General features: G+C 68.7%; 22 protein-coding genes and 1 pseudogene. 9 read left to right on the top strand and 14 right to left on the bottom strand.

All coding sequences use genetic code 11. The annotated features are described in order from the left end of the window. Positions 1 to 67: 67 nt before the first annotated feature. The 6 genes from QQZ11_RS08830 to QQZ11_RS08805 form a co-directional block, all read right to left on the bottom strand. Complete coding sequence (locus QQZ11_RS08830; protein WP_284549909.1) at positions 68 to 1,321, bottom strand: histidine phosphatase family protein; 1,254 nt, start codon at positions 1,319 to 1,321, stop codon at positions 68 to 70. Between the two features lie 144 nt (positions 1,322 to 1,465). After that, entirely contained in the window at positions 1,466 to 2,455 is a 990-nt protein-coding gene (locus QQZ11_RS08825; RefSeq protein ID WP_284549907.1) for a malate dehydrogenase, read from the bottom strand. A 147-nt stretch (positions 2,456 to 2,602) separates the two neighbouring features. After that, positions 2,603 to 3,034, bottom strand: a complete 432-nt coding sequence (locus tag QQZ11_RS08820) for a DUF3017 domain-containing protein (protein ID WP_284549905.1) — start codon at positions 3,032 to 3,034, stop codon at positions 2,603 to 2,605. A 9-nt stretch (positions 3,035 to 3,043) separates the two neighbouring features. Continuing rightward, on the bottom strand, positions 3,044 to 4,603 hold the full coding sequence (gene purH, locus QQZ11_RS08815; protein WP_284549903.1) for a bifunctional phosphoribosylaminoimidazolecarboxamide formyltransferase/IMP cyclohydrolase: 1,560 nt from the start codon (positions 4,601 to 4,603) through the stop codon (positions 3,044 to 3,046). Beyond that, positions 4,603 to 5,253, bottom strand: a complete 651-nt coding sequence (gene purN, locus QQZ11_RS08810) for a phosphoribosylglycinamide formyltransferase (protein ID WP_284549902.1) — start codon at positions 5,251 to 5,253, stop codon at positions 4,603 to 4,605. The genes purH and purN overlap by 1 nt, the downstream gene beginning before the upstream one ends. 9 nt (positions 5,254 to 5,262) lie before the next feature. Next, the gene (locus tag QQZ11_RS08805; protein ID WP_284549901.1) at positions 5,263 to 6,549 is read right to left on the bottom strand and encodes a cell division protein PerM; all 1,287 of its coding nucleotides are present in this window, start codon (positions 6,547 to 6,549) and stop codon (positions 5,263 to 5,265) included. A 333-nt stretch (positions 6,550 to 6,882) separates the two neighbouring features. Here QQZ11_RS08805 and QQZ11_RS08800 point away from each other — a divergent pair, with 333 nt between their 5' ends. Continuing rightward, positions 6,883 to 8,463: a hypothetical protein gene (locus tag QQZ11_RS08800; protein WP_284549900.1), complete on the top strand. Its 1,581-nt coding sequence runs from the start codon at positions 6,883 to 6,885 to the stop codon at positions 8,461 to 8,463. 5 nt (positions 8,464 to 8,468) lie between these two features. Here QQZ11_RS08800 and sucD read toward each other — a convergent pair whose 3' ends face one another. Both sucD and sucC read right to left on the bottom strand, forming a co-directional pair. Then, a complete protein-coding gene (gene sucD, locus QQZ11_RS08795; protein ID WP_284549898.1) occupies positions 8,469 to 9,359 on the bottom strand; it encodes a succinate--CoA ligase subunit alpha in 891 nt (296 codons plus the stop codon). A gap of 80 nt (positions 9,360 to 9,439) precedes the next feature. Next, positions 9,440 to 10,612, bottom strand: a pseudogene (gene sucC / locus QQZ11_RS08790) (ADP-forming succinate--CoA ligase subunit beta); the annotation flags it as partial. A 218-nt stretch (positions 10,613 to 10,830) separates the two neighbouring features. On the opposite strand from sucC, the gene QQZ11_RS08785 reads away from it, so the two are divergent. Then, positions 10,831 to 11,892 (top strand): M23 family metallopeptidase, encoded by a 1,062-nt coding sequence (locus tag QQZ11_RS08785; protein WP_284549896.1) that lies wholly within the window; start codon positions 10,831 to 10,833, stop codon positions 11,890 to 11,892. 17 nt (positions 11,893 to 11,909) lie between these two features. Here QQZ11_RS08785 and QQZ11_RS08780 read toward each other — a convergent pair whose 3' ends face one another. Then, positions 11,910 to 14,441 (bottom strand): UvrD-helicase domain-containing protein, encoded by a 2,532-nt coding sequence (locus QQZ11_RS08780; protein WP_284549894.1) that lies wholly within the window; start codon positions 14,439 to 14,441, stop codon positions 11,910 to 11,912. A gap of 62 nt (positions 14,442 to 14,503) precedes the next feature. On the opposite strand from QQZ11_RS08780, the gene QQZ11_RS08775 reads away from it, so the two are divergent. After that, a complete protein-coding gene (locus QQZ11_RS08775; protein ID WP_284549893.1) occupies positions 14,504 to 15,751 on the top strand; it encodes a phospholipase D-like domain-containing protein in 1,248 nt (415 codons plus the stop codon). Positions 15,752 to 15,942: 191 nt separating this feature from the next. Beyond that, complete coding sequence (locus tag QQZ11_RS08770) at positions 15,943 to 16,212, top strand: GlsB/YeaQ/YmgE family stress response membrane protein (protein ID WP_022910762.1); 270 nt, start codon at positions 15,943 to 15,945, stop codon at positions 16,210 to 16,212. Between the two features lie 152 nt (positions 16,213 to 16,364). Here QQZ11_RS08770 and QQZ11_RS08765 read toward each other — a convergent pair whose 3' ends face one another. Together QQZ11_RS08765 and QQZ11_RS08760 are read right to left on the bottom strand one after the other, a co-directional pair. Then, on the bottom strand, positions 16,365 to 17,099 hold the full coding sequence (locus tag QQZ11_RS08765) for a LuxR C-terminal-related transcriptional regulator (RefSeq protein WP_284549892.1): 735 nt from the start codon (positions 17,097 to 17,099) through the stop codon (positions 16,365 to 16,367). Then, positions 17,096 to 18,436 carry an ATP-binding protein gene (locus QQZ11_RS08760; protein WP_284549891.1) on the bottom strand — a complete coding sequence of 447 codons (1,341 nt, stop codon included), beginning with the start codon at positions 18,434 to 18,436 and terminating at the stop codon, positions 17,096 to 17,098. The genes QQZ11_RS08765 and QQZ11_RS08760 overlap by 4 nt, the downstream gene beginning before the upstream one ends. Positions 18,437 to 18,552: 116 nt before the next feature. Here QQZ11_RS08760 and QQZ11_RS08755 point away from each other — a divergent pair, with 116 nt between their 5' ends. The 3 genes from QQZ11_RS08755 (at position 18,553) to QQZ11_RS08745 (ending at position 20,697) form a co-directional block, all read left to right on the top strand. Then, the gene (locus tag QQZ11_RS08755; protein ID WP_284549890.1) at positions 18,553 to 20,067 is read left to right on the top strand and encodes a PspC domain-containing protein; all 1,515 of its coding nucleotides are present in this window, start codon (positions 18,553 to 18,555) and stop codon (positions 20,065 to 20,067) included. Beyond that, entirely contained in the window at positions 20,064 to 20,300 is a 237-nt protein-coding gene (locus tag QQZ11_RS08750) for a hypothetical protein (protein ID WP_026378107.1), read from the top strand. Before QQZ11_RS08755 ends, QQZ11_RS08750 begins: the two co-directional genes overlap by 4 nt. A 67-nt stretch (positions 20,301 to 20,367) precedes the next feature. Next, positions 20,368 to 20,697, top strand: a complete 330-nt coding sequence (locus QQZ11_RS08745; RefSeq protein WP_284549887.1) for a PspC domain-containing protein — start codon at positions 20,368 to 20,370, stop codon at positions 20,695 to 20,697. Between the two features lie 5 nt (positions 20,698 to 20,702). Here the strand turns inward: QQZ11_RS08745 and QQZ11_RS08740 are convergent, their stop codons facing one another. From QQZ11_RS08740 to QQZ11_RS08730, 3 genes are all read right to left on the bottom strand, one after another. Continuing rightward, the gene (locus QQZ11_RS08740) at positions 20,703 to 21,362 is read right to left on the bottom strand and encodes a DedA family protein (RefSeq protein ID WP_026378106.1); all 660 of its coding nucleotides are present in this window, start codon (positions 21,360 to 21,362) and stop codon (positions 20,703 to 20,705) included. 94 nt (positions 21,363 to 21,456) lie between these two features. Further along, on the bottom strand, positions 21,457 to 23,019 hold the full coding sequence (gene guaA, locus QQZ11_RS08735; protein ID WP_284549885.1) for a glutamine-hydrolyzing GMP synthase: 1,563 nt from the start codon (positions 23,017 to 23,019) through the stop codon (positions 21,457 to 21,459). A 99-nt stretch (positions 23,020 to 23,118) separates the two neighbouring features. Continuing rightward, a complete protein-coding gene (locus QQZ11_RS08730) occupies positions 23,119 to 23,478 on the bottom strand; it encodes a hypothetical protein (protein ID WP_284549884.1) in 360 nt (119 codons plus the stop codon). 261 nt (positions 23,479 to 23,739) lie between these two features. Between QQZ11_RS08730 and cysK the strand changes: the two genes are divergently transcribed. Together cysK and cysE are read left to right on the top strand one after the other, a co-directional pair. Further along, entirely contained in the window at positions 23,740 to 24,669 is a 930-nt protein-coding gene (gene cysK, locus QQZ11_RS08725) for a cysteine synthase A (protein ID WP_026378105.1), read from the top strand. After that, positions 24,666 to 25,271 (top strand): serine O-acetyltransferase, encoded by a 606-nt coding sequence (cysE, locus tag QQZ11_RS08720; RefSeq protein WP_051139781.1) that lies wholly within the window; start codon positions 24,666 to 24,668, stop codon positions 25,269 to 25,271. The genes cysK and cysE overlap by 4 nt, the downstream gene beginning before the upstream one ends. The last annotated feature ends 34 nt before the right edge of the window (positions 25,272 to 25,305 follow it).

The raw sequence follows: 25,305 nt of genomic DNA, 5'->3' as shown, positions 1-25,305 counted from the left end.
CCCCTCCTGGGTCGACCCGGTGTGAATGGCGAGGCCCCGTCCGCAAGCCGGACGGGGCCTCGTCTCGTCAGTCACGGCCGAGTTCGGTGCAGATGCACACCTCGTTGCCGTCGGCATCGGCAAGGATCGTGAATGTCGGTGCCCGCCCGCCGACCACTCGACCGCCCGCGGCCACGACCGCCTCGACCCGGGCGGGGGCCTCGTCGGCGGCCACCGTGAGGTCGACGTGAATGCGGTTGCGCACGGGGCGCGGTTCGTCCAGCTGCTGGAACCAGATCGATGGCCCGAGCCGTAATGGGTCGACCAGGCTTCCGTCGATCTCGTCGTGCCCCGTCGCGGCCTGCCAGAACGGACGGATCGCGTCGGCGTCCATGGTGTCGATGGCGATCTCCCACTCCTCCAGCTTCTCGGGGACGGTGGTGCCGCCCAGTTCGGTGGCGATGGCCAGCAGGCGGTTCGCCATGGCCGTGTCACGGTGGGTGACCCCACCGCAGTCGTGGCTGCCGACGCCGACGTGCACCCTGTCGAAACGAAGGCTCAGTTCGGGGTGGTGGTCGACGACCCCGGCGAACTCGGCGGCTCGACCCACGAAGGTGGCCGCTGTCGGGAAGTCGGGGAACCGGAACACCTGCTGCAGGCGGCCCAACACGTACGACCACTCGGGTGCCAGTTCACGGGTCTGGCTGCGGGTCAACAGCGTGCGGCCGGGCTGGAACCCCTCCTGGAAGAAGGAGGCGCCATCGTCCCACTCGACGATGGTCCACCCCTGGTCACCGTCCCCGTCCAGGGTGATGATCGAGGTGTTGCCGAGCCTGCGCTCCGACCCGTCACCTGCCACCGGTCCGCCCGCCCTTGCCGCCAACCAGGTGCCCAGTGCCGCGGCATGACTGACGGCCACGGCCTCGTGGTGGCCGGAGGCGACGATGGTGGCGATGGCCTCGTCGAAGCGGGAGATGAAGGTGGTTCCGTCCTCGCCGCCGGGCCGGGTGGCGCTGAGGTCGCCCGTGGCCCAGGCCGCGATCACCTGCATGTACTGCCCGAAGCCCGGCCACATCTCCAGGTCGCCGGCTTTGATCTCAGCCAGACCATCGAGCACCACGGGAGTCAGGCCGAGCGCGTCGGCCAGCGGGGCCGCCGTCTGCTGAGTGCGCGCGATCGGCGAGACGTAGATCGCCTCGATCGGACGATGGCCCAGCTTCTCGACCAGCACCGCCGCCTGGGCACGACCCTCGTCGTCGAGGTCGTGCCCGGGCGTGGCGGTGTCGAGCAGGTGGTGCACGTTGGCCGCTGTGCGACCGTGCCGGATCAGGTGGAGGCGCATGCCCCCAACCTATCCGGCCGGCCCGACAGTCCCCAGCGACCGAGAGTCCCCAAAAAGCCCGACAGTCCAGGCCGGACCCCACCGGGTCCTGACGGCCTGACCCGAACGGGCAGGGCTCGGATCAGGCCCGCACCATCGTTGGACTCAGATCAGCCCCAGACCCTTCACGGCGTCGCGCTCCTCGACGAGTTCGGCCACCGAGGCGTCGATCCGCGAGCGGCTGAACTCGTTGACGTCGAGCCCCTGGACGATCTGGTACTCCCCGCCGGTGACGATGCACGGGAACGAGCTGATCAAGCCCTCGGGAACGCCGTAGGAGCCGTCGGAGGGAACCGACATCGACACCCAGTCGCCCTCAGGGGTGCCCAGTACCCAGTCGCGCATGTGCTCGACGGTGGCGTTGGCCGCCGACGCGGCCGACGACAGTCCACGAGCCTCGATGATGGCTGCTCCCCGCTTCGAGACGGTGGGGATGAACTCCTTCTCGATCCACGACTGGTCGTTGACCTGGTCGGCGGCGCTGGTGCCGTTGACCAGGGTGTTGAACAGGTCGGGGTACTGGGTCGAGGAGTGGTTGCCCCAGATGGTCATGTGCAAGATGTCGTCAGTGCCGACCGACAGCTTGCGCGCCAGCTGTGCCTTCGCCCGGTTGTGGTCGAGGCGGGTGAGCGCGTTGAACCGGCGCTGCGGGATGTCGGGGGCGTTCGTCATGGCGATCAGGGCGTTGGTGTTGGCCGGGTTGCCGGTCACCAGCACCTTGACGTCATCGGCGGCCACCTCGTTGAGGGCCTTGCCCTGGGCGGTGAAGATGGCCCCGTTGGCGCTCAGCAGGTCGGAACGCTCCATACCCGCCTTGCGAGGCATGGCGCCGACCAACATGGCCAGGTTGACGCCCTCGAAGACCTTCTTGGGGTCGTCGCCGATCTCGATGCCGGCGACGTTGCCGAAGGCACAGTCGTCGAGTTCCATGACGACGCCCTCGAGCGCCTTCAGGGCTGGGGTGATCTCGAGCAGGCGAAGCTCCACGGGTACGTCGGGGCCGAGCAGCGCTCCGCTGGCGATGCGGAACAGCAGGCTGTAGCAGATCTGGCCGGCGGCGCCGGTGACTGCAACCTTGACGGGAGTGGTGGTCACGATGTCGTCCTCTTTCCACGGAACGGATGTGTGCGGCGGCTCGTCTGTCAGGTCCGTTCCTGGATCGGACGAGGCCGACGGTCAGGAACGACCCTATCGGGTCGACGGACGGGTCGCGTGGCGGGGTGACGGCTCAGGCCGGCTCGCTCAGCGCGGGGGCGAGGGCGGGACCAGCATGGTGAGCACCAACATCGCTCCTCCACTGAGTACCAGCAGAAGGGTGTCGAACCAACGCGCCCTCACGGCCAGCAGCCCCACCGTCTTGGCGGGCAGGACCGCGCGCAGCAAGCCGGCGAACAGCACCGCGCAACCGACGGCGAACGCACCCTTGCGCCAGTGACCGGTCGCCACGACGCCGAAGGCGACCGCGAGGCAGCCCAGCACGGCCAGCAGCGGCCATTGGTTGACCCCGCGCGCCGACGCGGCGGCCGCCAGCCGGAAACGACGGCGCTCCTCCGCTCCCTGCTCCCGGCCTCTCCGTCCACTGGATGCCCTCTGTCCGGTCGAGCTCTCACCCGGTCCGGGATCCGGAGCGCTGGGGCCGCGATCGCTCGGCGCATCCATCTCGGGATCGTCCATCGCCCGCCCTCAGTGGAAGAAGTGGCGGGTACCGGTGAAGTACATGCTGACCCCGGCTGCCTTGGCGGCCGCGATGGTCTGCTCGTCGCGCATCGACCCACCGGGCTGCACGATCGCCTTCACCCCGGCGTCGAGCAGGATCTGGGGCCCGTCCGGGAAGGGGAAGAACGCATCGGAGGCAGCGACCGAGCCCGGGGCGCGGTCCCCGGCGCGCTCAACGGCCAGCTTGCAGGAGTCGACCCGGTTCACCTGACCCATGCCCACACCGACCGAGGCGCCGCCGCTGGCCAACAGGATGGCATTCGACTTCACGGCCCGGCAGGCCCGCCAGGCGAACTCGAGGTCGGAAAGTGTGGCCTCGTCGGCCGCCTCGCCGGCGACCAACTGCCAGTTCTCGACCGCATCACCGGGGGCGTCGATCCGGTCGGGCTGCTGCAGCAGCGCACCCCCCGAGATGGGGTGGAGTTGACGCTGACGATGGGTGTACGGGGGTGCCACCAGGATGCGCACGTTCTTCTTGCCCTGCAGCACCTCGACGGCACCCTCCTCGTAGGCGGGGGCGATGATCACCTCGGTGAACACCTCTGCGACCTGCTTGGCCATCTCGACCGAGACCGGCCGGTTGGTGGCGATCACCCCACCGAAGGCCGAGACGGGATCGCACGCGTGAGCCTTGCGGTGCGCTTCGGCGACGTCGGCACCGACGGCAATGCCGCAGGGGTTGGCGTGCTTGATGATCGCCACCGCCGGCGCCTCGAAGTCGTACGCGGCACGGTAGGCGGCGTCACCGTCGGTGTAGTTGTTGTAGCTCATCTCCTTGCCGTGCAACTGCTGGGCCTGGGTGATGCCCGCGGGGCCGGCCGGGTAGGAGTAGAGCGCGGCGCCCTGGTGGGCGTTCTCGCCGTAGCGCAGGGTGCCGAGCTTGTGCCACGCCCCACCGATGAAGGCCGGGAAGCCGTCACCCTCGGACGAGTCGGTCAGCACCGATCCCATCCAGGAGGCCACCGCGATGTCGTACTCGGCAGTGTGCTGGAAGGCCTGGGCGGCCAGCACCTTGCGCTCCTGGTAGGTGAACCCGCCCTCCGAGAGGGCCTCTGCCACCTGCGAATAGCGTGCGGGTGAGGTGACGATCGCAACGCTCGGATGGTTCTTGGCGGCGGCACGCACCATCGAGGGCCCGCCGATGTCGATCTGCTCCACGCATTCGTCAGGGGTGGCCCCGGAGGCGACCGTCTGTGTGAACGGGTAAAGGTTGACCACGACCAGGTCGAAGGGGGCGACGCCGAGGTCGTCCAGTTGCTGTCGATGACTCTCCAGACGACGGTCCGCGAGGATGCCGGCGTGCACCATGGGGTGCAGGGTCTTGACCCGGCCGTCGAGGCATTCGGGGAAGCCCGTCACCGCCTCCACGGGGGTGACCGCCACACCGGCTGCCTCCAGGGTCTTGGCCGTCGAACCCGTCGACACGATCTCGACGCCGGCTGCCGCCAGGGCGGCCCCCAGATCGGTCAGCCCGGTCTTGTCGTAGACCGAGACGAGGGCTCGCTTGATGGGAAGGCGATCGTTCATCAGTTCTCCTGTTGGCTGCTGCCTTGGCTGGTGGGGGTGGGCGGCGTACTGGGGGTGGGCTGGATGGCCCCTGACCGGGTGGCGTGGGCGGCGGCGAACTCGTCGACCACCTGCACCAACAGGTCGCGCTCCACGACCTTGATGCGTTCGTGCAGGCTCTCGACCGTGTCGTCGGGCAGCACCGGCACGGCTCCCTGGGCGAGGATGGTCCCGGTGTCGACGCCCGGATCGACCATGAAGACGGTGGCCCCGGCCAGCTTCACACCGTGGGCCAGGGCGTCGCGGACGCCGTGCATGCCCGGGAAGCTGGGCAACAGCGCCGGGTGGGTGTTGATCGTCCGCCCACCGAAGCGGGCCAGGAAGGCGACGCCGACCAGTTTCATGAACCCCGCGCTGACCACCAGGTCGGGGTGGTGGGCGTCGACGAGCCGGGTGAGTTCCTCGTCCCACGCGGCCCTGTCCCTGCCCTTGGCATAGGGGTGGACGAAGGTGGGCACGCCGGCACGTTCGGCTCGCGCCAGACCCTCGATGTGGTCACGATCGGAACCGACGGCGACCACCGCCACGTCCTCACGGGCCGCGGTGTGGTCGAGCAGGCTCTGCAGCAGCGTTCCGCTGCCCGAAACGAGCACCACCACACGACAGGTCACCGCGCCACCCTATCGGGCCGGGTCGACCTGGTCGTGCTCGACCGGAATGCGTTCGGCCTCGGCCCGGGGCCGTCGCAGCAGGCCCACGGCGAACCCGGTCAGCACTCCCGCGAGGCCCATGAGCGTGGGTGACATCACGAACAGAGGGGTCAGCCTCGGGCCCAGACCCGTCAGCCGATCGCTGCCCAGGTCGCCCATCGACAACCAGCCCAGCGCGACCAGGCCCACGCCCGCGAGCACGCCGGCGAGCCCGCCCACCAGGGCCGTCTCGTCGAATCTGGCGCGAGGTCGGGCGCGAAGGATCACCAGCGCGGCCAGCGCCCCCGCGAGCACTCCTGATGCCAACCACCACCACGTCACCCCCGGGCCCGGGCCCGACGCGGGCACCGCAGCCAGAACCGGGACACCGGGCAGCAGTCCGGTCTGGTTGGCGGCGGGACTGACGGTCGATCCGTCGCCGAGGCTGAACCCGGCCCCCAGCGCCCAGGCCGACATCCAGACGACAAGATTGGGCAGCCACATCAGTTGCAGCAGCAGCACGAGCACCCCTCCGACCGCACCTGCCCCGAGCGCGAGGTGCAGGGCTTCGACCTCGTGACGTCTGCGCACGAGCTGGACGAACAGCGCCGCAGCCCCGCAACCCACCATGGTGAGCATGGCAACCCCCACCGCGCGCGGAACGGCTCGGGCCCACATCGGCAGGTCGAGCAGGGGATGCCACTCGCAGGCGCGCCCCGCTCCCAGGACGGCCGACCCGCCGGCGAGCAGGACCGATCCGATCAGCGCACGGGCGGTGTGCTCACCACTGGCCACGGCGAAGCTGGCGACCATCACCATCACCACGTGCGAGAGGGTGAACAGACCCGCTGTGCGGGCGACGATGCGACCGCGCTCGCGCTGGGAGAGTTCCTCGTCCGCGGCCCGACGGGCCACCCCGGCAGCCCACCCACCGAGCCACGCGGTGACCACCGCCATGACGAGGGACAACCCCAGTGGGGTCAGGGTGACCGTGACATCGGCCAGGGTCGCCGGGGCGAAGTAGCCGAGCAGCCAGAACCGGGTCGAGGTGCGCAACGCGCTCGACAGTGCGATGTCGGGGGTCGCGGTCCAACCGGCGACCACGATGCCGGTCACCACCAGCCACAGGGCGAGGGCCGAGACCATCCCCGCGCCCACGCTGGCCAGCGGCCACCACAGCGTCACTGCAGGCCGCTCGTCGGTGGCGCGCCCTCCGTCCACCTCGACGTCGAAGCCACGCTGCTTGCGGGTGCGGCGCCTGTTGTCGGACGATGCCACCGACGACCACCTTTCCTGCGAAATCGGATCCTGAGTATTGCTCAGGTAAACTCGTCAGGTGATGCGCGGGGCCACCCCGCGCCCCCAGACATGAGCCGAGGTGACCGAGTGACCGACCACCCACCATTCGTACCCCGGCGGGGTGCCGAAGCCGTGGACGCCGATGGCGACCACGGCGCGCCCGACGATACCTCAGCGGCTCCGGCCCGCGGCGGACGCCGCACCCGCGAGGAATCCCCGGACGACCTGGCGGGTGACGTCGCCGTGAGTGCGGCCCCCGCCGTGCCCCATCACCATGCCGCTTTCATGCGGCCCGGAACGGTGCCTCCCCCCATGCCACCGACCGACAGCGCCGACCCGCAGGTCGCAGATGCCGCCAGCCCCTCCCAGGCGAGTCTGGCCGAACCTGGTCCGGCCCAGCCGGACGGTGGCGTCCCGGCCACCGCAGTCGGCAGCATCTCCCACCGGCCCCATCTGGCGGACGAGGCCGTGAGCTCACGTCCGGGCATCACGGGGTCCGAATCGGCCCGCTCCCGCGGGCACGAGTCGCCCGGGTCGACCCCCGCCCACGCGGAACCCGCCCCCGGCCACCATGACGAACTGGTGGCGGGTCGCCGCCACTCGCGGCGCCGGGGCATGAAGGTGGTCGCCGCGGTCGCCGCCGTGGCGGTGGCCGGAGGAGTGTTCTGGGGGGTGCGGGAACTGACCCAGAGCCCCACCACGTCGAGCACCGTCACCGCGAGCGCGTCCGGTTCACCGGCGCTCTCCTCGGCGAAGACCTCGGGTGCGCTCACCAGCGAGATGATGATCACCGCCGACGAAGCCACCCGGTCGCTCGGAGCGCAGGGTTGGCGGGCAGCGGAGACCCTCGAGACGATCCCGGCCACCGCCCCCGGCATCACCTGCATGTCGAACAGGCAGGGCCTGCCCAACCCGGTGATCACCCGTCAGCGGGGTCTGGTCAGCACCTCGGCCAGCCAGACCGCACTGCTGCAGCGCATCGACGCGTACGCCGACGAGGCGTCGGCCAAGAAGGCCTACGCGATCGACTTCGCAGCCCTGGCCGCCTGCAACGACGTGCCGGCGTTCCTGTCGTCGGCCGATGCGATCACCCAGGCGGCCGACGAGTCGTTCTCGGTCACCGTGGCCTTCCAGGACAATCCCCTGCAGTACCACACGGTCATCATCGCGCGCACCGGGGTGAGCGTGACCATGGTCGACGGCGCCAACAACGCGTCCAAGCTCGACACCCAGAAACTGCTGGATGCCACGGCGCCCACCCTCGGACGACTGGCCACCGCCAGCCGGGGCACGGCCCCAGCCACTCCGAAGGCCCAGGTGACGGCCATCCCGGCAACACCCGTCCTCGGCTGGTTGGCGGAGTCCGACCTCCCCCGGCTCACGGCGGGGCAGGGTCGCTGGAACGCCACCGAGGTCGCCAAGGTCACCTCGGTCGGGTCCGGCTGCGAGAACCTGACCCTGGCCACGGCCGCCGGGCCGTCCAAGCGCGAACAGCGTTCGTACCTGCTCAGTCAGGACGACGCCGCGCCCGACCAGTTCGGTATCGACGAGGTGCAGTACACCTTCGCCGACCCCGCTGGGGCCACGGCCTTCGCGACCAAGCTGACGGGCAACATCGACGGCTGTGCCAAGCGTGGAGGCACCGCCACCATCAAGTCGTCGCGCACCTTCACCATCACCGGCCAGGACCGCGCCAAGGTGTCGGGCAAGGTCTGGCTCGTGGAACAGAAGACCGGGGGGAACGCCACCGTGCTGTTCCGCGTGGGCGTCTCGTCGGCCAACGACCGGGTCACCTACACCCTCTCGAAGGTGGCCCCGTCGTACGACTACCCGGCCGACTCCTGGCTGCAGCTCAACGCACGGGCAGGTCAGCGCTCCACGTTGACGAAGTGACTGCGTCAGCGTCGACGCTGACCCAGGATCTCCCGCATCAGCGCGGCGGTCTCCGAGGGGGTTCGACCCACCTGGACGCCGGCCGCCTCCAAGGCCTCCTTCTTGGCCTGGGCCGTGCCCGCGGAGCCCGACACGATCGCGCCCGCGTGCCCCATCGTCCGGCCCTCGGGCGCGGTGAAGCCCGCGACGTAGCCGACCACCGGCTTGGTGACGTACTGGCGGATGAACTCCGCCGCACGCTCCTCGGCGTCACCACCGATCTCACCGATCATCACGATCGCCTCGGTCTCGGGGTCGTCCTGGAAGGCGCGCAGGCAGTCGATGTGGGTGGTGCCGACGATGGGGTCACCACCGATGCCGACAGCTGTGGAAAAACCGTGATCGCGCAGTTCGTACATCATCTGGTAGGTCAGGGTGCCCGACTTCGAGACCAGTCCGACCGGCCCCGGGCCCGAGATGTTGGCCGGGATGATGCCGGCGTTCGACTTGCCGGGTGAGATCACGCCGGGGCAGTTGGGGCCGATCAGCCGGGTGGTGCCTGATTCCTGGGCGGCCGCGAAGAACTCGGCGGTGTCGCCGACCGGCACTCCTTCGGTGATGCAGACGACCAGTTCCATCTTGGCGTCGATGGCCTCGAGCACGGCCTTCTTGGTGTGGGCGGCCGGCACGAAGATCACGCTCACGTTGGCGTCGGTGGCTTCCTTCGCCTCGTGCACCGAGTCATAGACATTGACCCCGTCCTCCTCGAAACGGATGGACTGGCCTCCCTTGCCGGGGGTCACCCCGCCGACGATGCGCGACCCCGACATGATCATGCGCTGGGTGTGCTTGCGACCCTCGGAGCCGGTCATGCCCTGGACGATGATCTTGGACTTGCTGGTGAGCAGGATCGACATGCTCAGGCCTCCTGGCTGGTCGCGGCGTCCGCGCGCGGGATGGTTGCTGTGGGGGTGTCCGACTGGCCCGGGTCGGTCGTTGCCGTGTCCGCGGCCAGTTCCGCGGCCTTGCGGGCCGCGGCGTCCATCGTGTCGACGACCGTCACCAGCGGGTGCGCGAACTCCCGCAGGATCTCGCGCCCGACCTCGACGGCGTTGCCGTCCAGACGGACGACGAGCGGCTTCGAGGCCACCTCGCCCAGCATCTTCATGGCGTGGACGATGCCGTTCGCGACCTCATTGCAGGCGGTGATGCCGCCGAAGACGTTGACGAAGACACTCTTGACCTGGGGGTCGGCGAGGATGATGCCCAGCCCGTTGGCCATCACCTGCGCGGAGGCTCCGCCACCGATGTCGAGGAAGTTCGCGGGACGGGGGGCACCGGGGAGGTCGGCACCGGCATTCGCCACCACGTCAAGGGTGCTCATCACCAGGCCGGCACCGTTGCCGATGACGCCCACGGAGCCGTCAAGCTTGACGTAGTTGAGCCCCTTCTCCTTGGCCCTCATCTCGAGCGGGTCGGTGCCCGCGTCATCGGCCAGTGCCTCGTGCTGGGGGTGCCTGAAGTTGGCGTTCTCGTCGAGGCTGACCTTGCCGTCGAGGGCGATGATGCGCCCGGCGCCGGTCTTCACCAGCGGGTTGACCTCCACCAGGGTGGCGTCCTCGGCCTGGTAGACCTCCCAGAGCTTCTTCAGCACCGGTGCGATCACCACGGCGTCCCTGACGGCGAAGCCGGCCTGCTCGAGGATCTCGCCGGCCTTGTCGTCGTCGATGCCGACCCGGGGGTCGACCGGCACCTTCGCCAGCGCCTCCGGGTGCTCCTTGGCGAGGGTCTCGATGTCGACACCACCCTGGGCGGAGCACATGGCCAGATAGCGACGGTTGGCGCGGTCGAGCAGGAGCGAGAAGTAGTACTCGACGGCGATGTCGGCGCCCTCGGTGACCATCACCTGGTGCACCGTGTGACCGTTGATGTCACTGCCCAGGATCGCCCGGGCGTGTTCGGCCGCCTCCTGGGGCGAGCGCGCCAGCTTCACACCACCGGCCTTGCCCCGTCCGCCGGTCTTGACCTGGGCCTTGACCACGACCACCGGGGTGCCGAGTTGTTCGGCGGCCAGTTGGGCCTGCTCCGGCGACTCGGCCACGATGCCGCGCAACACCGGAACGCCGTGCGCCTCGAACATGTCTCTGGCCTGGTATTCGAAGAGGTCCACTCCCGCGCTTCTTCCCTGAAGTTGTGCCTGACGTCCTGATCCGGGGCCGCCCGTCAGGGGTGCGACTCCGCAGCGAGCCTACCAACAGCGGCGAGGCCCCATGCCCAGCCCGAGGGCCGTGGTTGCCAACAGTTGTCCACAGTTCCTGAGAGAATTTGGCAGAATCCTGAGAAGTCCTTAAGCTGTCCGAGGATGTCGACCCAGTGGAGGAACCCCAGGTGACCAACAGCGAGGCAGTGCGCAACCTGCGCAACACACGCACCCTGCGCGCACGCGTCGCCCCGGTCGTTGAGTTCGAGGCCGATCGCGGGCCCCGCTCGGTCGTTCGCCCGCTCGTGACCGGCCTGGTCGCCGCCAGCCTCAGTCTGGGCGTCGCCGTCGGCGTCGTCACGGCCGCCTCCGCGTCAGCGTCGAAGCAGGACCAGACCTCGTCCATGGTCGACCGCAATGCGCCCGACACCTCCTCGGCCAAGCCGATCGACAAGACCTTGTCGGCCGAGCAGCAGGCGATCGAGGCCCGACTGAACAAGCCGGCAGCCCAGGACCAGGGCGCCCTGAAGGCCTTCGAACAGCGCGGCACCACGGTGAACCGCAACAGCGTGCGGGCCCAGCTCAGTGCCGAGCTGAACAACACCACCAACTCCAGCCGTTCCGTCGAACTGGGCGAGACCAACGCCGACGTGACGTCGGCCCAGGCCGCAGCCCAGCAGAAGCAGTTGCAGCAGTTGATGGACGCCGATGTGGCCAAGGTCAAGAAGGAGGCCGGTCGCATCAAGCAGGAGAAGGTCAAGGCGGCTGCGCTGTTGAAGTCCTCGGGCGGGTCCACCACCGGACCGGTCGACCTCTCGATCCTCACCAGTTCGGGTGGCGGATCGTTGCCGCTCAAGGCCGGCACCTTCCACATGGGTGCAGGGTTCGGCGCGACCGGGTCGTGGGCCAGGTACCACACGGGCCAGGACTTCGTCGCCGCCTGCGGGACCCCCGTCTACGCGGCAAGCACCGGTGTCGTCGGCACCTCGGTGGGCGGCTGGGCCGGCTACTCGCTCGTGCTCAACCACGCCAACGGCACCTCGACCCTCTACGCCCACCTGTCCCGCCATGCGGTCGCACAGGGACAGGTCGTCAAGGCGGGCCAGCTGATCGGCTACGTGGGCAACACCGGACGCTCCTTCGGCTGCCACCTGCACTTCGAGTACTACCCCGCCGGCACGACCCCCGGAGACGTGTACAGCACCGGCAACCCGCTGGCCTTCCTGCGGGCCATCGGCGTGGGCATCTGAGCTTGCTGGAGCTCCCGTCAGAGCTTCTCCATCGGGGCGTGCTTCAGCATGAAGCGCTTCACGCCACCCGAACCGAAGTTCACGTCGGCTCGCGCCTGGTCCCCCGACCCACTGGTCGCCACCACCGTGCCCATCCCGAAGACCGTGTGCAGCACCCGGTCGCCGGGCTTCACCACGAGCTCGGCCTTCGGCTTGGCCGAGGCGGGGAGCACCCCGCGTCCGTTCCCGAACGACACACCGCCGGACGAACCGGACGTTCCCGACCATGACGTTGCCTGACGGGCCTGCCTGGTGCGCGTCGCGGACTGGGCGGCCCACGAGGTCAGCGCCGCCCCGGTGCGTCGCCAGTCGAGCAGGTGCGCGGGGATCTCGTCGAGGAAGCGCGACGGAGGGTTGTAGGCAGGTGCGCCCCACGCCGTCCGGACGGCAGCTCGGGAGAGGTACAGGCGCTTGCGGGCCCGGGTGATGCCCACGTAGGCGAGCCGTCGCTCCTCGGCCAGCTCGGACGGGTCGACCAACGCGCGCATGTGCGGGAAGATGCCGTCCTCCAGGCCGGTCAGGAAGACCGTGTCGAACTCGAGCCCCTTGGCCGTGTGCAGGGTCATCAGGGTCACCACTCCCGCCCCGCTCCCGTCGTCAGGGATGGAGTCCGAGTCCGCGACCAGGGCCGTACGCTCCAGGAAGGCGGCGAGAGAATCGTCGGCCTCGGGCATGCCGGCGGCCAGCCCGGTGATCTGCTCCCCCTCATCCAGCGCGTCCAGGTCGTCCTCGTCCAGATCGGTGATGTCGAGGGCGTTCACCTTGACCACGAACTCCTGGGCGACCGCGACCAGCTCGACCAGGTTCTCCAGCCGGGTCTGGTCCTGCGGGTCGGACGAGTGCTCCAGCTCCTGCAGGTACCCCGACTCCTTCAGGATCGAGGTGAGGATCTCGTTCGCGGGAACCCGCTGGTCGACCATGGCCCGGTGGCGCGCCATCATCGCCGCGAACTCCCGCAGCTGGGTGCGTGACCTGGTGGCGAGCTCGGTGATCTCATCGACCCTGTCCAGCGCCTGCCCGAAGGGGATCCGCTCGCTGACGGCGAGCGCCTCGACAGCCTGTTCGGCCTTGTCACCGATGCCTCGCTTGGGCACGTTGAGGATGCGCCGAACCGAGACGTCGTCGGCCGGGTTGGCGATGGCGCGCAGGTACGCGATGGCGTCACGGATCTCGCGGCGCTCGTAGAACCTCACCCCTCCCACGATGCGGTAGGGAATGCCGGTGCGGATGAACACCTCCTCGAACGCCCGGGACTGGGCATTGGTGCGATAGAAGATCGCGGTGTCGCCGTAGCGCGTGGTGCCCGCGTCCGACAGGGCATCGATCTCGTTGGCGATGAAGTTCGCCTCGTCGTGCTCGGTGTCGGCGACGTAGCCGACCACCAAGTCACCCTCACCGGCCTGCGACCACAGTTGCTTGTCGGGACGACCGGAGTTGTTGCGGATGACCGCGTTGGCCGCTGTCAGCACGTTCTGGGTCGAGCGGTAGTTCTGCTCCAACAAGATGGTCCGGGCGCCGGGGAAATCGGAGTCGAAGTCGAGGATGTTGCGGATCGTCGCACCCCGGAAGGCGTAGATCGACTGGTCGGAGTCGCCCACCACCATCAGTTCCGCGGGCTCGGTCGCGACCGCATCGAACCCAGCCATCTCATCGTCCGACAGCACCCCACACAGTTGGCGGATCAGCTGGTACTGGGCCTGGTTGGTGTCCTGGTACTCATCCACGAGCACATGCCGGAACCGCCTGCGGTACTGCTCCCTGACCTCGGGGAACGCCTGGAACAGGTGCACCGTCGTCATGATCAGGTCGTCGAAGTCCAACGCCTCTGCCGCCTTCAGCCTTCGCTGGTACTCCCCGTAGATCTCGGCGAAGACCTGCTCGTTCGAGCCTCCGAAGTCGCGGATGGCCCGCTCGAAGTCGACCAGGTCGTTCTTGCGGTTCGAGACCCAGTTCATCACCGAGCGCACCGGGTACTTCTTGGGGTCGAGGTCCAGGTCGCGCAACACCAGCGACATCAGTCGCTTCGAGTCGGTGTCGTCGTAGATCGAGAAGGTGCGCTTGTACCCGAACTTGTCGATCTCGGCCCGAAGGATCCGTACGCACGCCGAGTGGAAGGTCGAGACCCACATCAGCTTGGCCCGACCACCCACCAGGTCGACCACCCTGGCGCGCATCTCGGCGGCCGCCTTGTTGGTGAAGGTGATGGCCAGGATCGAGCCGGGGTGCACGTCACGCTGGCTCACCAGCCAGGCGATGCGGCGCGTCAGTACCCGCGTCTTGCCCGAGCCCGCGCCTGCCACCACCAGCACCGGCGAGCCCTCGTGCAGCACCGCCTCGCGTTGGGGGGTGTTCAGCCCGTCGAGCAGTTCCTCGGGTTTGGGACCGCGACTGCCGCGCGGCTTGGACGGTGGCTCGACACTGTCGTCGACGAAGGTGGGCAGCGGCGCGCGTTCGGCGGGGCCGGGTTCGGTGTCGAGGAACGAGAACAGGTCGGGCAACTGGTCAGACATGGCTGTCCAAGCCTAGTTGTCCTCCCAACCGGTGGCGGTCGTCGTCCCCTACGCTGAGGGGCATGTCGTGGTGGATGCGAACCAGATCAGTCGTCAACTGGGTGACCGGCATCACCGTGGGCGCCCAGGTGGCAACCATGGTCGGGCTGAGCGTTGCGGAGAGCATCAGACGTCGTCATCGCAAGCCGCACCGGTTCCCGACCACCCCGCCCCACGCCGTCGAGGCCGAGGACGACGAGATCACCGTGTACACCTACGGCGAGGACGTCTACGCCGACATGCTGGCGGCCATCGACCAGGCCGAGCACACCATCTACTTCGAGACCTTCATCTGGAAGGGCGACGAGGTGGGTCAGAAGTTCAAGGACGGCCTGATCCGAGCCTCCCGCCGCGGGGTCGACGTGTACGTCGTCTACGACCGGTTCGCGAACCTGGTCGTGAAGCCCTCGTTCTACCGACTGCCGCCCGAGATCCACCTGGGTCGTCACCCGCTCATCGGTGGGTTGGTCCCCCGCCCCCGCAACGGCGGTCGCGACCACCGCAAACTCCTGGTGGTCGACTCGGCGATCGCGTTCATCGGCGGCTACAACATCGGCTCGCTCTACGCCGACCGGTGGCGTGACACCCACGCCCGCGTGGTCGGCCCGAGCGTGGCGGAGATCGAGAACGCCTTCGTCGACTACTGGAACTCCGGCCCGGCAGGGATGTTCGGGATCCACCGCCGTACCCCCGAACTCGAGTCACCTCGCGAGCGCGTGTGGGAGGGGCCGGTGCAGATCCACCGGAACAGCCCCAGCATGGCGGTCTACCCCATCCGCAACATGTACCTGGAAGCGATCGACCGGGCCAACGAGCGCGTCTGGTTGACCCACGCCTACCTCATCCCCGACGACGACCTGGTCGCCGCCCTGCACGCCGCGTGCCAGCGGGGCGCCGACGTGCGCATCATCGTGCCCGCCCAGTCGAACCATGTGGTCGCCGACTGGCTCTCGCGCGGGTTCTACGACGACCTGTTGACGAAGGGCATCCGCCTGTTCCTCTACCAAGGGGCCATGGTGCATGCGAAGACCGCTGTCATCGACTCCGTGTGGTCGACCATCGGCACGGCCAACCTCGACCGGATGAGCATGCTTGGCAACTACGAGGTGAACGCCGAGATCGTCAGCCCCGAGGTGGCGGCACAACTCGAGGAGGTCTACCGCGTCGACCTGACCAACTGCGTCGAACTCACCAAGGACGAATGGCGTCGTCGCAGCGTGACGGCGAAGTTCACCGAGTACCTCCTGTCGCCCTGGCGGCCCCTCTTCTGACGCACCCGTCGCGGAACACTGAGCTCAACCTCCGGCGAAGCACCAACGTTCTGAAACGTCGTTTCTTGGGCCTCGCGGCATGGTCACCAACAGGGTCGGCGGCGGCCACCCCTAGGGGTGAAAATGTGAAGATCACCTGAACAATCCCCGAATTCGGCAGCAGTCCGATCGTTTGATGCTTGAATGAACGCATGGGAATCATCGGTTGGATCATTCTGGGCCTCATTGCAGGCGCCATCGCCAAGGCCATCATGCCGGGCCGTCAGGGCGGCGGATGGCTCATCACTCTGCTGCTCGGTGTCGTCGGGGCCATCCTCGGCGGGTTCATCGGGTCGGCACTGTTCAACAAGCCGATCAGCTCCTTCTGGAGCATCTACACCTGGCTCATGGCCATCGTGGGTGCGCTGATCGTCCTGGTCATCTGGGGCTTCATCTCGCGTCGCACCGGACGCGCTGTCTGATCGGCATTTCGCTCCTCTACACGAACAGCCCCCGCCGTTGGCGGGGGCTGTTCCTTGTCTCGGGACTGGTTCTGTCTCGGGACTGGTTCTGTCTCGGGGCTGGTTCTGTCCGGGGGCTGCTTCTTGTCCGGGGGCGTACCTGCCGGCCTTGGTCAGACCAGCTTGCGGTCGGTGGCCCACTTGGTCAACTGGTGTCGGTTCGACAACTGCAGTTTGCGCAGCACGCTCGACACGTGGGTCTCGACGGTCTTGATCGAGATGAACAACTCCCGGGCGACCTCCTTGTAGGCGTAGCCACGGGCGATCAGCTTCATGACCTCACGCTCGCGCTGCGAGAGCCGGTCGAGATCCTCGTCGATGCTGGCGATGTCGATCGCACCCGAGAAGGCATCCAGCACGAAGCCCGCCAGACGGGGCGAGAACACCGCGTCGCCGGTGGCCACCCGGCCGATCGCCTCGACCAGGTCGTCCGACTCGATCGACTTGGTGACGTAGCCGCGGGCACCGGCACGGATCACGCCGATCACGTCCTCGGCCGCGTCCGAGACGGACAGCGCCAGGAACTTGGGGCGCGTCAGCGGATCCTCGCCGGCCTGGATCGACAACTGCTCACACTGGCGGATCACCTCGGCGCCGCCGCCGCCGGGCAGGTGCACGTCGAGCAGCACGACAGTGGGACGGGTGGCCCGGATCGCCTTCACGGAGGTCTCGACGTCCTCCCCCTCACCGACGACCCGCACCTGGGCCGGGTATCGGGTCAACTCGTGCCGCACCCCGGCCCGGAACATGGCGTGGTCGTCGACCAGCACCACCGGTACGGGTCCGGTCACAGCCTCCGGTCGCGGACCAGGGTTCGGGTGGGCGGGTAGGTCGGGCGTCTGCGTCATGGCTTCATCTCCAGTCTGATGTCGGTTCCCTCGCGGGGCGCTGAGCGAATCGTCGCCCTGCCCCCGTGTCGTTCCATGCGGGCGATGATCGAGTTGCGCACGCCCTGCCGGTCGTCGGCCACCTCGTCGATGGCGAATCCCTTGCCCCGATCCCGCACGAAGACCTCGACCTGCTCGGGTTCGACCTCGGCGTACACGTCGATCTTGGCAGCACCCGAGTGCTTGGCCGCATTCATGATCGCCTCACGTGCAGCCTGCACCATCGCCGAGAGGTCGCTGGTCAGGTCGATGTCGCCGACGCAGACCACCTCCACGGGCACCCCGCGCTCGTCCTCGACCTCCTGGGCAGCGCGGACGAGTGCCGCCTTCAGATGGGTCTCGTCAGCGCCGTCGGCGCTTCCGTACAACCAACCGCGCAGCTCGCGCTCCTGGCGGCGGGCGAGGCTGGCCACCGCCTGTGCATCGGTGGACTGACGCTGGATGAGAGCGAGGGTCTGCAGGACCGAGTCATGCAGATGGGCGGCCATGTCGGCCCTGGCATCGGCGAGGAGCCGCTGCTCGGTGGCCTCGTTCATCCGTCGCCGCGCGCGGTAGATCCAAGGCGCGGAGACCAGCCCGACCCCGGCGACGACCAGCAGGTTCAGCAACAGGATGGTGGGCAGGTTGGCGAAACCGATCTGGTTGCCCACGACGATCGTGAAGGCGGTGCCGAGCATGCCCACCCCGAGCGCGATCCTCGTCCAGACAGCCCACCCACCGCCGGAGACGAGCGGACGAAGCCACTTGCTGGTGCGATGGTCGTCGGCGACGGTGGTGTCATCCGCCTGCCGCCAGATGAGGGCCAGTCCTGCCGCAGCGATGGCGGTGGGCCAGAAGATCTGCTGGGGCAGTCCCAGCCCGAAGAGCTGGGTGAGCCAGGCCACGCCCACTCCGCCCACCACCAGCGCGCTGACCACCCCGAAGTCGCGGGAGGTGACCTGCCGGCGGGGGCGCTTGCCGGTGCGGGAAGCGGCCTGGAGTCCCGGAGCCTCAGCCGCATCGCGCGGGCCCGGCAGCACGACCCACAGCACCCCGTAGACCAGTACACCCAGGAAGTTGAACATGGCCATCGCGACGAATCCGGCCCGCACGAGCAGCGGCGGCCACCCCAGATGCGTGGCGATTCCCTGCGCCACCCCGGCCACCCACGCCCCTTCGCCGGCGCGCCTCAGCGCGGGACGTTCGTCCGGGGCCGGCGTGACGGAGGTGCCCGGCTCGACCGGATCGGCGGGTCGGGGCGCTGCGCTCGGCTCGAGCGACGGGGGTCGCGCGTCCTGGGATGGCTGCAGCGTGGTCATGATGCTTCAAGACTCACACGGGTGCGGCCCGGGCGCCAGCGACCGGGGGTCTGGATCATGGCCCGGTCAGGGTCGCACCCGATGAATCGCGCAGGCAAGTGCGACAGGATGGGCGGGTGACCGAGCAGCCGACAGCAGAACTGGTGCGCCAGCCCCGCGCCAGCGAGGGTCAGTTGGCTGGCGTGTGCGCTGCCCTGGCCGCGCGTTGGCGGGTCGACCCCCTGCTGATCCGCACCGCGATGGTGGTGGCGGCGCTGTCCGGTGGCGTCGGTCTCGTGGTCTACGGCGCCCTGTGGTTGTGGATGCCCCCGGCCGACGGCGGCCCCGCCAAGATCACCAGATGGTTGCCCGCCTGGCGGGACTGGTCGACCGGCAAGGTGGTGCTGCTGATCGTCGCGCTCTCGGTGCTGGCGACCATCGTGACCTCCACCATCACCCCGTTCGGGATCGGCCCGTTGGTCGTGCTCGCGGTGATGACCGCCGTGGGACGACGTCACGTGGCCAAGCTGGAGGCCGAGCGTCACCTGCGGGCCTCCGTCCTGCCGCCACGGGTGTCCGCGGTTTCAGCCGCCCCCATCCTCGCCTCCTCGGGCCACATGGGTCCCGCTGCCCTCCCGACTGTCGTGCTGCCTCGGGGTTCCGCGGTCGCGACCCCTGCTCCAGGAACGGCAACTGCCACCACCGCGGACTGGCCGACTGCGCCGTTGGTCCCCTGGGGCTCCGGGTCCTCCGCCCCGGTCACCGGCCACGAACCGACCCTCGTGCTGCCCCGTGCGGACGCCTCCGCCCACGTCCGACAGGTTCCCGGTCGCCCCGACACCGAGTTCGGGGGGGCCGTGGCGGCGTGGCAGTCCCGCATCCAGCAGGTGCGGGAGGGCCGCGTACCGCCCCCGCTCACCCACTCGGAGGCTCCCCGGCCGTCGGTGCCCCTGCTCACGGCCCAGCCACGTCCAGTGCACGGAGCTGGGAAGCGGGTCCATACCCGGTCGGTGACCGGTCCTCGTCCCTCGTGGTGGGGCAGCCTGATCACCGTGGCCCTGGCGGTGGGCGCCTACGCCGCCGTCACCCGGGTCGATCCAGGAAACCACCTCGTCGCCCTCACCGCAGCTCTGTGTGTGATCGGGCTCGGGTTGATGGTGGGTGCCTTCGTGGGACGTCCCCGACTGATGGTCGCCCTGGGTCTGGTCGTGGCTCTCTCGCTGGTGCCAGCAGGCGTGATCCCCGGCGATCGGCAGGGGCCCACGATGCAGCAACTGGTCTGGACGACCCCCGCCGAGACCCACGACCTCAATCTGGTCGGGCAGGCGAGGAATCTCGACCTGAGCCATCTGGTGCTGACCGACGACACGAGCATCACGATCGACGCCGTGGGTTCGGCGGTCGCCGTGAGCGTGCCCGCGACCCTGCCGGTGACGGTCGTCTACAAATCGAAGGCATCGGCCATGGCGATCGACACCCGGGGTGACAGCCCCGGCTCCAAACAGGTGATCGCCGACCGCTCCATCGCGCCCGTCCAGCGCGCCACGGCGGGCGACCACCGCGAGACCGTCGACCTCGGAGGCTCCAGCGGGCCACGCCTGACGCTCGTGCTCAACCTCACCTGGTCCGCGGGGGCGGTGCACACGTCATGACGATGCCCCACCTCGTCCGGCCCGACGACATCCGTCCCGTCAGGCGCTCCCGCCGCCGCATCGACGTCTCGTCCCTCATCTGGGGCCTGCTGTTCCTGACCATCGCAGCCGCGGCCCTGTGGATCGCCACCGGCCACGAGTTGCGGTGGGCCTTCGTCAGGGTGGCTGCCCCGGTGTACCTCGTCTGTCTCGGAATCCTCGGGGTGGTGCTCAGTCGACGTCACCACCGTTGAACCGGACCCACCCCTCCCACGTCCCACATCCACCACGAACGCTCGTCACCAACAGAAGGAAGAGAACATGTCCGACATCACCTGGACCCGCAACCGCGACAAGATGGTCGCCGGCATCTGCCAGTCCATCGCCCGTCAGACCAAGATCGACGTCAACATCGTGCGCCTGATCGTGGTCGTGCTGACCATTGCCACCAGCGGAACAGTTGCCCTCATCTACGGCATCGCCTGGCTGGTACTGCCGCTCGAGGGCGAGTCAAGCACGCACCTCGATGCCGTGCTCGGCAAGAGCAAGCGGGCCTACGACGACTACAAGACCAAGAAGGCATCCCAGCCCGGCAGCCAGCCGGGCGCCGACCCGAAGGACACCTTCAACCCCTACGACGACCAGCACTGAGCCGGTCAGTCCCGATCGCCCACCTCGGGTTCGCGCATGTGCCGGGCCTCGACGTGGGCGATCACCTTCTTGACCGCCCACACCAGCACCCCGAAGACCAGCACGGCGCCGACGAAGAAGTAACCGGCGTACTCCAGTTGCCCGGCCACCTCGCGGTAGCTCTCAGCCGCCCGCCAACCCACGGTGACGTACAGGACGGCCCACAGTGAGCACGCGGCGCTCGTCCATGCGATGAAGGTGCGGTAGCCCATCCGGCTCATGCCGACGGTCAGCGGAACGAGTGAGTGCAGGACCGGCAGGAATCGGGACAGGAACACCGCGATCCCCCCACGCCTGGTGAGGTAGACCTCAGCTCGGCGCCAGTGCTCCTCGCCGATCCGACGCCCGAGCCAGGAGTGGCGGATGCGGGGACCGAACCATCGTCCGAGGTAGAAACCCAGTGACTCCCCGACCAGGGCACCGGCGACGACGGCGACGATCGTGAGTGCCCACTCCAGAGGATTGCGGACGCCCGTCGCGGCCACCAGCACCACCGAGTCGCCCGGGATCACCAGGCCGATCAGGATCGACGTCTCGAGCATGACGCCCACCCCGGCGAACAGGATGCGCACCACGGGATCGAACCCTGCGACATGGTCGAGCAGGGTCGACAGCCATTCGTTCATGACTGCTGCCTCTGCGACGAACGGGTCATTGCCCCATCGTCGCACCCCTGATCAACCGCCCGGTGCCCACCCGCGGGTGTTCAGGCCCGGACCGTCACTCCCACTCGATGGTGCCCGGCGGCTTGGACGTGACGTCGAGGGTGACCCGGTTGATCTCGCGCACCTCATTGGTGATCCGGGTCGAGATGGTGGCCAGCACGTCGTAGGGCACCCTGCTCCAGTCGGCTGTCATGGCGTCCTCGGACGAGACCGGACGCAGCACCACCGGGTGCCCGTAGGTTCGTCCGTCACCTTGGACGCCGACCGAGCGCACGTCGGCCAGCAGCACGACGGGGCACTGCCAGATCTCACGGTCGAGTCCTGCGCGGGTGAGCTCCTCGCGGGCGATGGCGTCCGCCTCGCGCAGGATGTCGAGGCGTTCGGCCGTCACCTCGCCGATGATGCGGATGCCGAGCCCAGGGCCCGGGAACGGCTGGCGCCAGACCATGTGGTCGGGCAGACCCAGTTCGGCACCGACCGCCCTGACCTCGTCCTTGAACAGGGTGCGCAGCGGTTCGATCAGGCTGAACTGCAGGTCGTCGGGCAGCCCGCCGACGTTGTGGTGGCTCTTGATGTTGGCCGCACCCTCGCCGCCGCCTGACTCGACCACGTCGGGGTAGAGCGTTCCCTGCACCAGGAACTCGATGTCGCGATCGTCGTTGAGTTGGCGGGCGGTCGCCTCGAAGGTGCGGATGAACTCGCGTCCGATGATCTTGCGCTTGGTCTCGGGATCGGTGACACCGGCAAGGGCTCCCAGGAATCGTTCACGCTCGTCTGCCACCACGAGGTCGACACCCGTGAGCTCGACGAAGTCGGTCTTGACCTGCTCGGCCTCGCCCTTGCGCAGCAGTCCGTGGTCGACGAACACACAGGTGAGCTGGTCACCGATGGCGCGCTGCACCAGGGCCGCGGCCACCGCGGAGTCGACGCCTCCCGACAGCGCGCACAACACCCGCTTGTCGCCCACCTGCTCGCGGATCAGGGCGACCTGGTCGTCGACGATGGTCTTGGAGGTCCAGTCGGCACGCAGGCCGGCGATGTCGACCAGGAAGCGCTTGAGCACCGACTGGCCGTGCTCGGAGTGGAGCACCTCGGGGTGCCATTGCACGCCAGCCAGGCCCTTGTCGAGGCACTCGAAGGCGGCGACCGGGGCGCCGGCGGTACGCGCAAGCACGGTGAAACCCTCGGGCGCCCGGCTGACCGAGTCACCGTGGCTCATCCACGTGTTCAGGGCATGCGGCACCTCGGCCAGCAGTCGTCCGGGCTGGTCGACCCAGGTCTGGGTGCGACCGAACTCGCTGAGTCCCGTCTTGGCCACGGCACCGCCCAGCGCTGCCGTCATCGCTTGGAAGCCGTAGCAGATGCCGAACGTGGGAACACCGAGGTCGAACAGGGCGGGGTCGATCTGGGGGGCACCCTCGGCGTAGACCGACTGCGGCCCGCCGGAGAGGATGATCGCCTTGGGCTGCCTCTCCGCCACCTGCGCGGCGGTGAAGGTGTGCGGCACGATCTCGGAGTACACCCCGGCCTCGCGCACCCGGCGGGCGATCAGCTGGGCGTACTGGGCTCCGAAGTCGACGACCAGCACCAGGTCGTGCTCGGTTGGGGTCTCGCTCATGGGGCGAGTCTAGGGGTTGTGCTCGCCCTCCCCCGCACCCTCGCTACCCGGTGAACCGCCTGTGTGATGTACGGGTTGGCCGTCGTGCCGGCCGAATCGTCAGCGCTCGGTGGGCTGTTCGTCCGCATGGTCCGGAGCCGACGAGGTCCGGGAGTGGCCGCGGTCGGCGTCCGGGTCGATCGAGCCGACGCGCTCGTTGACCTCGCGCAGGGTCTGGCGGCGTGCGCGACTCGCCAATTGCGAGGGAAGGCCGATACCCAGACCCAGCAGCAGTCCTCCGAGCAGGGCGAACAGAACCGCCGCGTTGTACTCGGGTCGGGGGCTGTCCATGCGCGGTGCCGTCGTGTGCACGGCAGTGATCATGCGGTCGAGCTGCACCCAGCCGTTGACGAACCAGTACACGCCCACCCCAAGGATCAGCGCCCCGAGGCCTGTCACCACGATCTTGAGCATCTTCACGGTCGCCACTGTACGCTTCGCGGCGTCCGGCTGGGGGTGCCGCGAGGCGTGGGCGTCGCAGGTCTCCCGTCCCAATCGTGCCAATCGTGTGCTCTGGCCCCGACAGTTGCGGCTGGGAGGGCGGAACCGGTACGAGGACACACGATTCGCACGATTGGGCTGGTCGACTCGACCATCTGGGCTGCGCCGGGACGGTGACACATGCTGAGATGTGGTGACCGACACTGGAACAAATGGGTGAGATAAGAGATTGTTATGGCCATGGGCATCTATGCGAATGTGACTGACCTCGTCGGACGGACCCCGCTCGTCCGCATCAACCGCCTCGTGGGCGACAACGCCACCGTGGCCGCCAAGCTTGAGTTCTACAATCCCGCCAACTCGGTCAAGGACCGGATTGGCGTGGCCATGGTCGACGCAGCCGAGAAGTCGGGTGAGCTGCGTGAGGGTGGCACCATCGTCGAGGCCACGTCGGGCAACACCGGAATCGCGCTGGCCATGGTCGGCGCCGCGCGCGGCTACAAGGTCGTGCTGACCATGCCTGACACGATGTCGATGGAGCGTCGCGCACTGCTGCGCGCCTACGGCGCCGAACTGGTGCTGACCCCCGGCGCCGAGGGCATGAAGGGTGCCGTCGCCAAGGCCGAGGAGTTGGGGGCGCAGGAGGGGGCGGTGCTGGTGCGCCAGTTCGACAACCCCGCGAACCCGGCCATCCACTACTCCACCACCGGCCCCGAGATCTGGAACGACACCGAGGGCAAGATCGACATCCTGATCGCGGGCATCGGCACCGGCGGGACCATCTCGGGAGCCGGCAAGTTCCTCAAGGAGAAGAACCCCGAGATCAAGCTGATCGCGGTCGAGCCCTCCGAGTCCCCGCTGCTCAACGGTGGCAAGCCCGGTCCGCACAAGATCCAGGGTCTGGGCGCCAACTTCATCCCCACCAACGTCGACCGCGAGATCCTCGACGAGGTGATCGACATCACCAGCGAGAAGGCCGTCGAGGTGGCCCGTCAGGCTGCCACCGATGAAGGACTGCTGGTGGGCATCTCGTCGGGGGCCGCACTGGCCGCCGCCCAGCAGGTCGCCGAGCGCGCCGAGAACGCAGGCAAGCTGATCGTGGTCGTGCTGCCCAGCTTCGGCGAGCGCTACCTCACCTCGGTGTTGTACAGCCACCTGATGCAGGCATGAGCCGACTGCTCCACCTTGCTTCCCGGGTGCGGGAGCGGGTCGCGGAGGACATCGACGCAGCCATGCGCGAGGATCCCGCGGCCAGCTCCCGCACCTTGGTCGCTGTCGCGTACTCCGGGCTGCACGCCATCTGGCTGCACCGGATCGCGAACTCGATGTGGCAGTCGTCCGAACGGCTGCGCCCGGCGGCGAGGGTGGTCTCCCAGACCAGTCGCTTCCTGACCGGCATCGAGATCCACCCCGGCGCCACCATCGGGCGCCGGTTCTTCATCGACCACGGCATGGGCGTCGTGATCGGTGAGACCGCCGTGATCGGCGATGACTGCATGATGTACCACCAGGTCACCCTGGGTGGACGAAGCCTGCAGCCGGTGAAGAGGCACCCCACCCTGGGCAACCGGGTGGTGATCGGCGCCGGGGCCGCCATCATCGGCAACATCACCATCGGCGATGACGCCAAGATCGGCTCGGCGGCGCTGGTGATCAAGGACGTGCCCGCTGGCGAGACGGTGCTTGCCGCGCCTTCGCACATCCGCGAACAGAAGGTCGGGGTCGGCGTCTTCTCCGAGGACACCGGGTTGGCTCCGGAGTTCGAGATCTGACCGATCGCCCTCCGACCACCCCGTGACAGGGCGA

The sequence above is a fragment of the Aestuariimicrobium sp. T2.26MG-19.2B genome, assembly GCF_950101875.1.
GTDB classification, from domain to species: domain Bacteria; phylum Actinomycetota; class Actinomycetes; order Propionibacteriales; family Propionibacteriaceae; genus Aestuariimicrobium; species Aestuariimicrobium kwangyangense.
The sequence above is the reverse complement of the archived record's forward strand: the minus strand, read 5'-3'. Positions and strand labels throughout refer to the sequence as shown.

Excerpts from the sequence above, each read along its gene's own strand:
- QQZ11_RS08760 (WP_284549891.1), bottom strand. The coding sequence starts at position 18,436 with ATGACCACGCTGCAGCCATCCCAGGACGCGCGACCCCCGTCGCTCGAG.
- QQZ11_RS08770 (WP_022910762.1), top strand. The coding sequence starts at position 15,943 with ATGGGAATCATCGGTTGGATCATTCTGGGCCTCATTGCAGGCGCCATC.
- QQZ11_RS08740 (WP_026378106.1), bottom strand. The coding sequence starts at position 21,362 with ATGAACGAATGGCTGTCGACCCTGCTCGACCATGTCGCAGGGTTCGAT.
- QQZ11_RS08800 (WP_284549900.1), top strand. The coding sequence starts at position 6,883 with ATGCCACCGACCGACAGCGCCGACCCGCAGGTCGCAGATGCCGCCAGC.
- cysE (WP_051139781.1), top strand. The coding sequence starts at position 24,666 with ATGAGCCGACTGCTCCACCTTGCTTCCCGGGTGCGGGAGCGGGTCGCG.
- sucD (WP_284549898.1), bottom strand. The coding sequence starts at position 9,359 with ATGTCGATCCTGCTCACCAGCAAGTCCAAGATCATCGTCCAGGGCATG.
- QQZ11_RS08775 (WP_284549893.1), top strand. The coding sequence starts at position 14,504 with ATGTCGTGGTGGATGCGAACCAGATCAGTCGTCAACTGGGTGACCGGC.
- guaA (WP_284549885.1), bottom strand. The coding sequence starts at position 23,019 with ATGAGCGAGACCCCAACCGAGCACGACCTGGTGCTGGTCGTCGACTTC.
- cysK (WP_026378105.1), top strand. The coding sequence starts at position 23,740 with ATGGGCATCTATGCGAATGTGACTGACCTCGTCGGACGGACCCCGCTC.
- QQZ11_RS08820 (WP_284549905.1), bottom strand. The coding sequence starts at position 3,034 with ATGGACGATCCCGAGATGGATGCGCCGAGCGATCGCGGCCCCAGCGCT.
- QQZ11_RS08830 (WP_284549909.1), bottom strand. The coding sequence starts at position 1,321 with ATGCGCCTCCACCTGATCCGGCACGGTCGCACAGCGGCCAACGTGCAC.
- purH (WP_284549903.1), bottom strand. The coding sequence starts at position 4,603 with ATGAACGATCGCCTTCCCATCAAGCGAGCCCTCGTCTCGGTCTACGAC.
- QQZ11_RS08745 (WP_284549887.1), top strand. The coding sequence starts at position 20,368 with ATGTCCGACATCACCTGGACCCGCAACCGCGACAAGATGGTCGCCGGC.
- QQZ11_RS08765 (WP_284549892.1), bottom strand. The coding sequence starts at position 17,099 with ATGACGCAGACGCCCGACCTACCCGCCCACCCGAACCCTGGTCCGCGA.
- QQZ11_RS08750 (WP_026378107.1), top strand. The coding sequence starts at position 20,064 with ATGACGATGCCCCACCTCGTCCGGCCCGACGACATCCGTCCCGTCAGG.
- QQZ11_RS08780 (WP_284549894.1), bottom strand. The coding sequence starts at position 14,441 with ATGTCTGACCAGTTGCCCGACCTGTTCTCGTTCCTCGACACCGAACCC.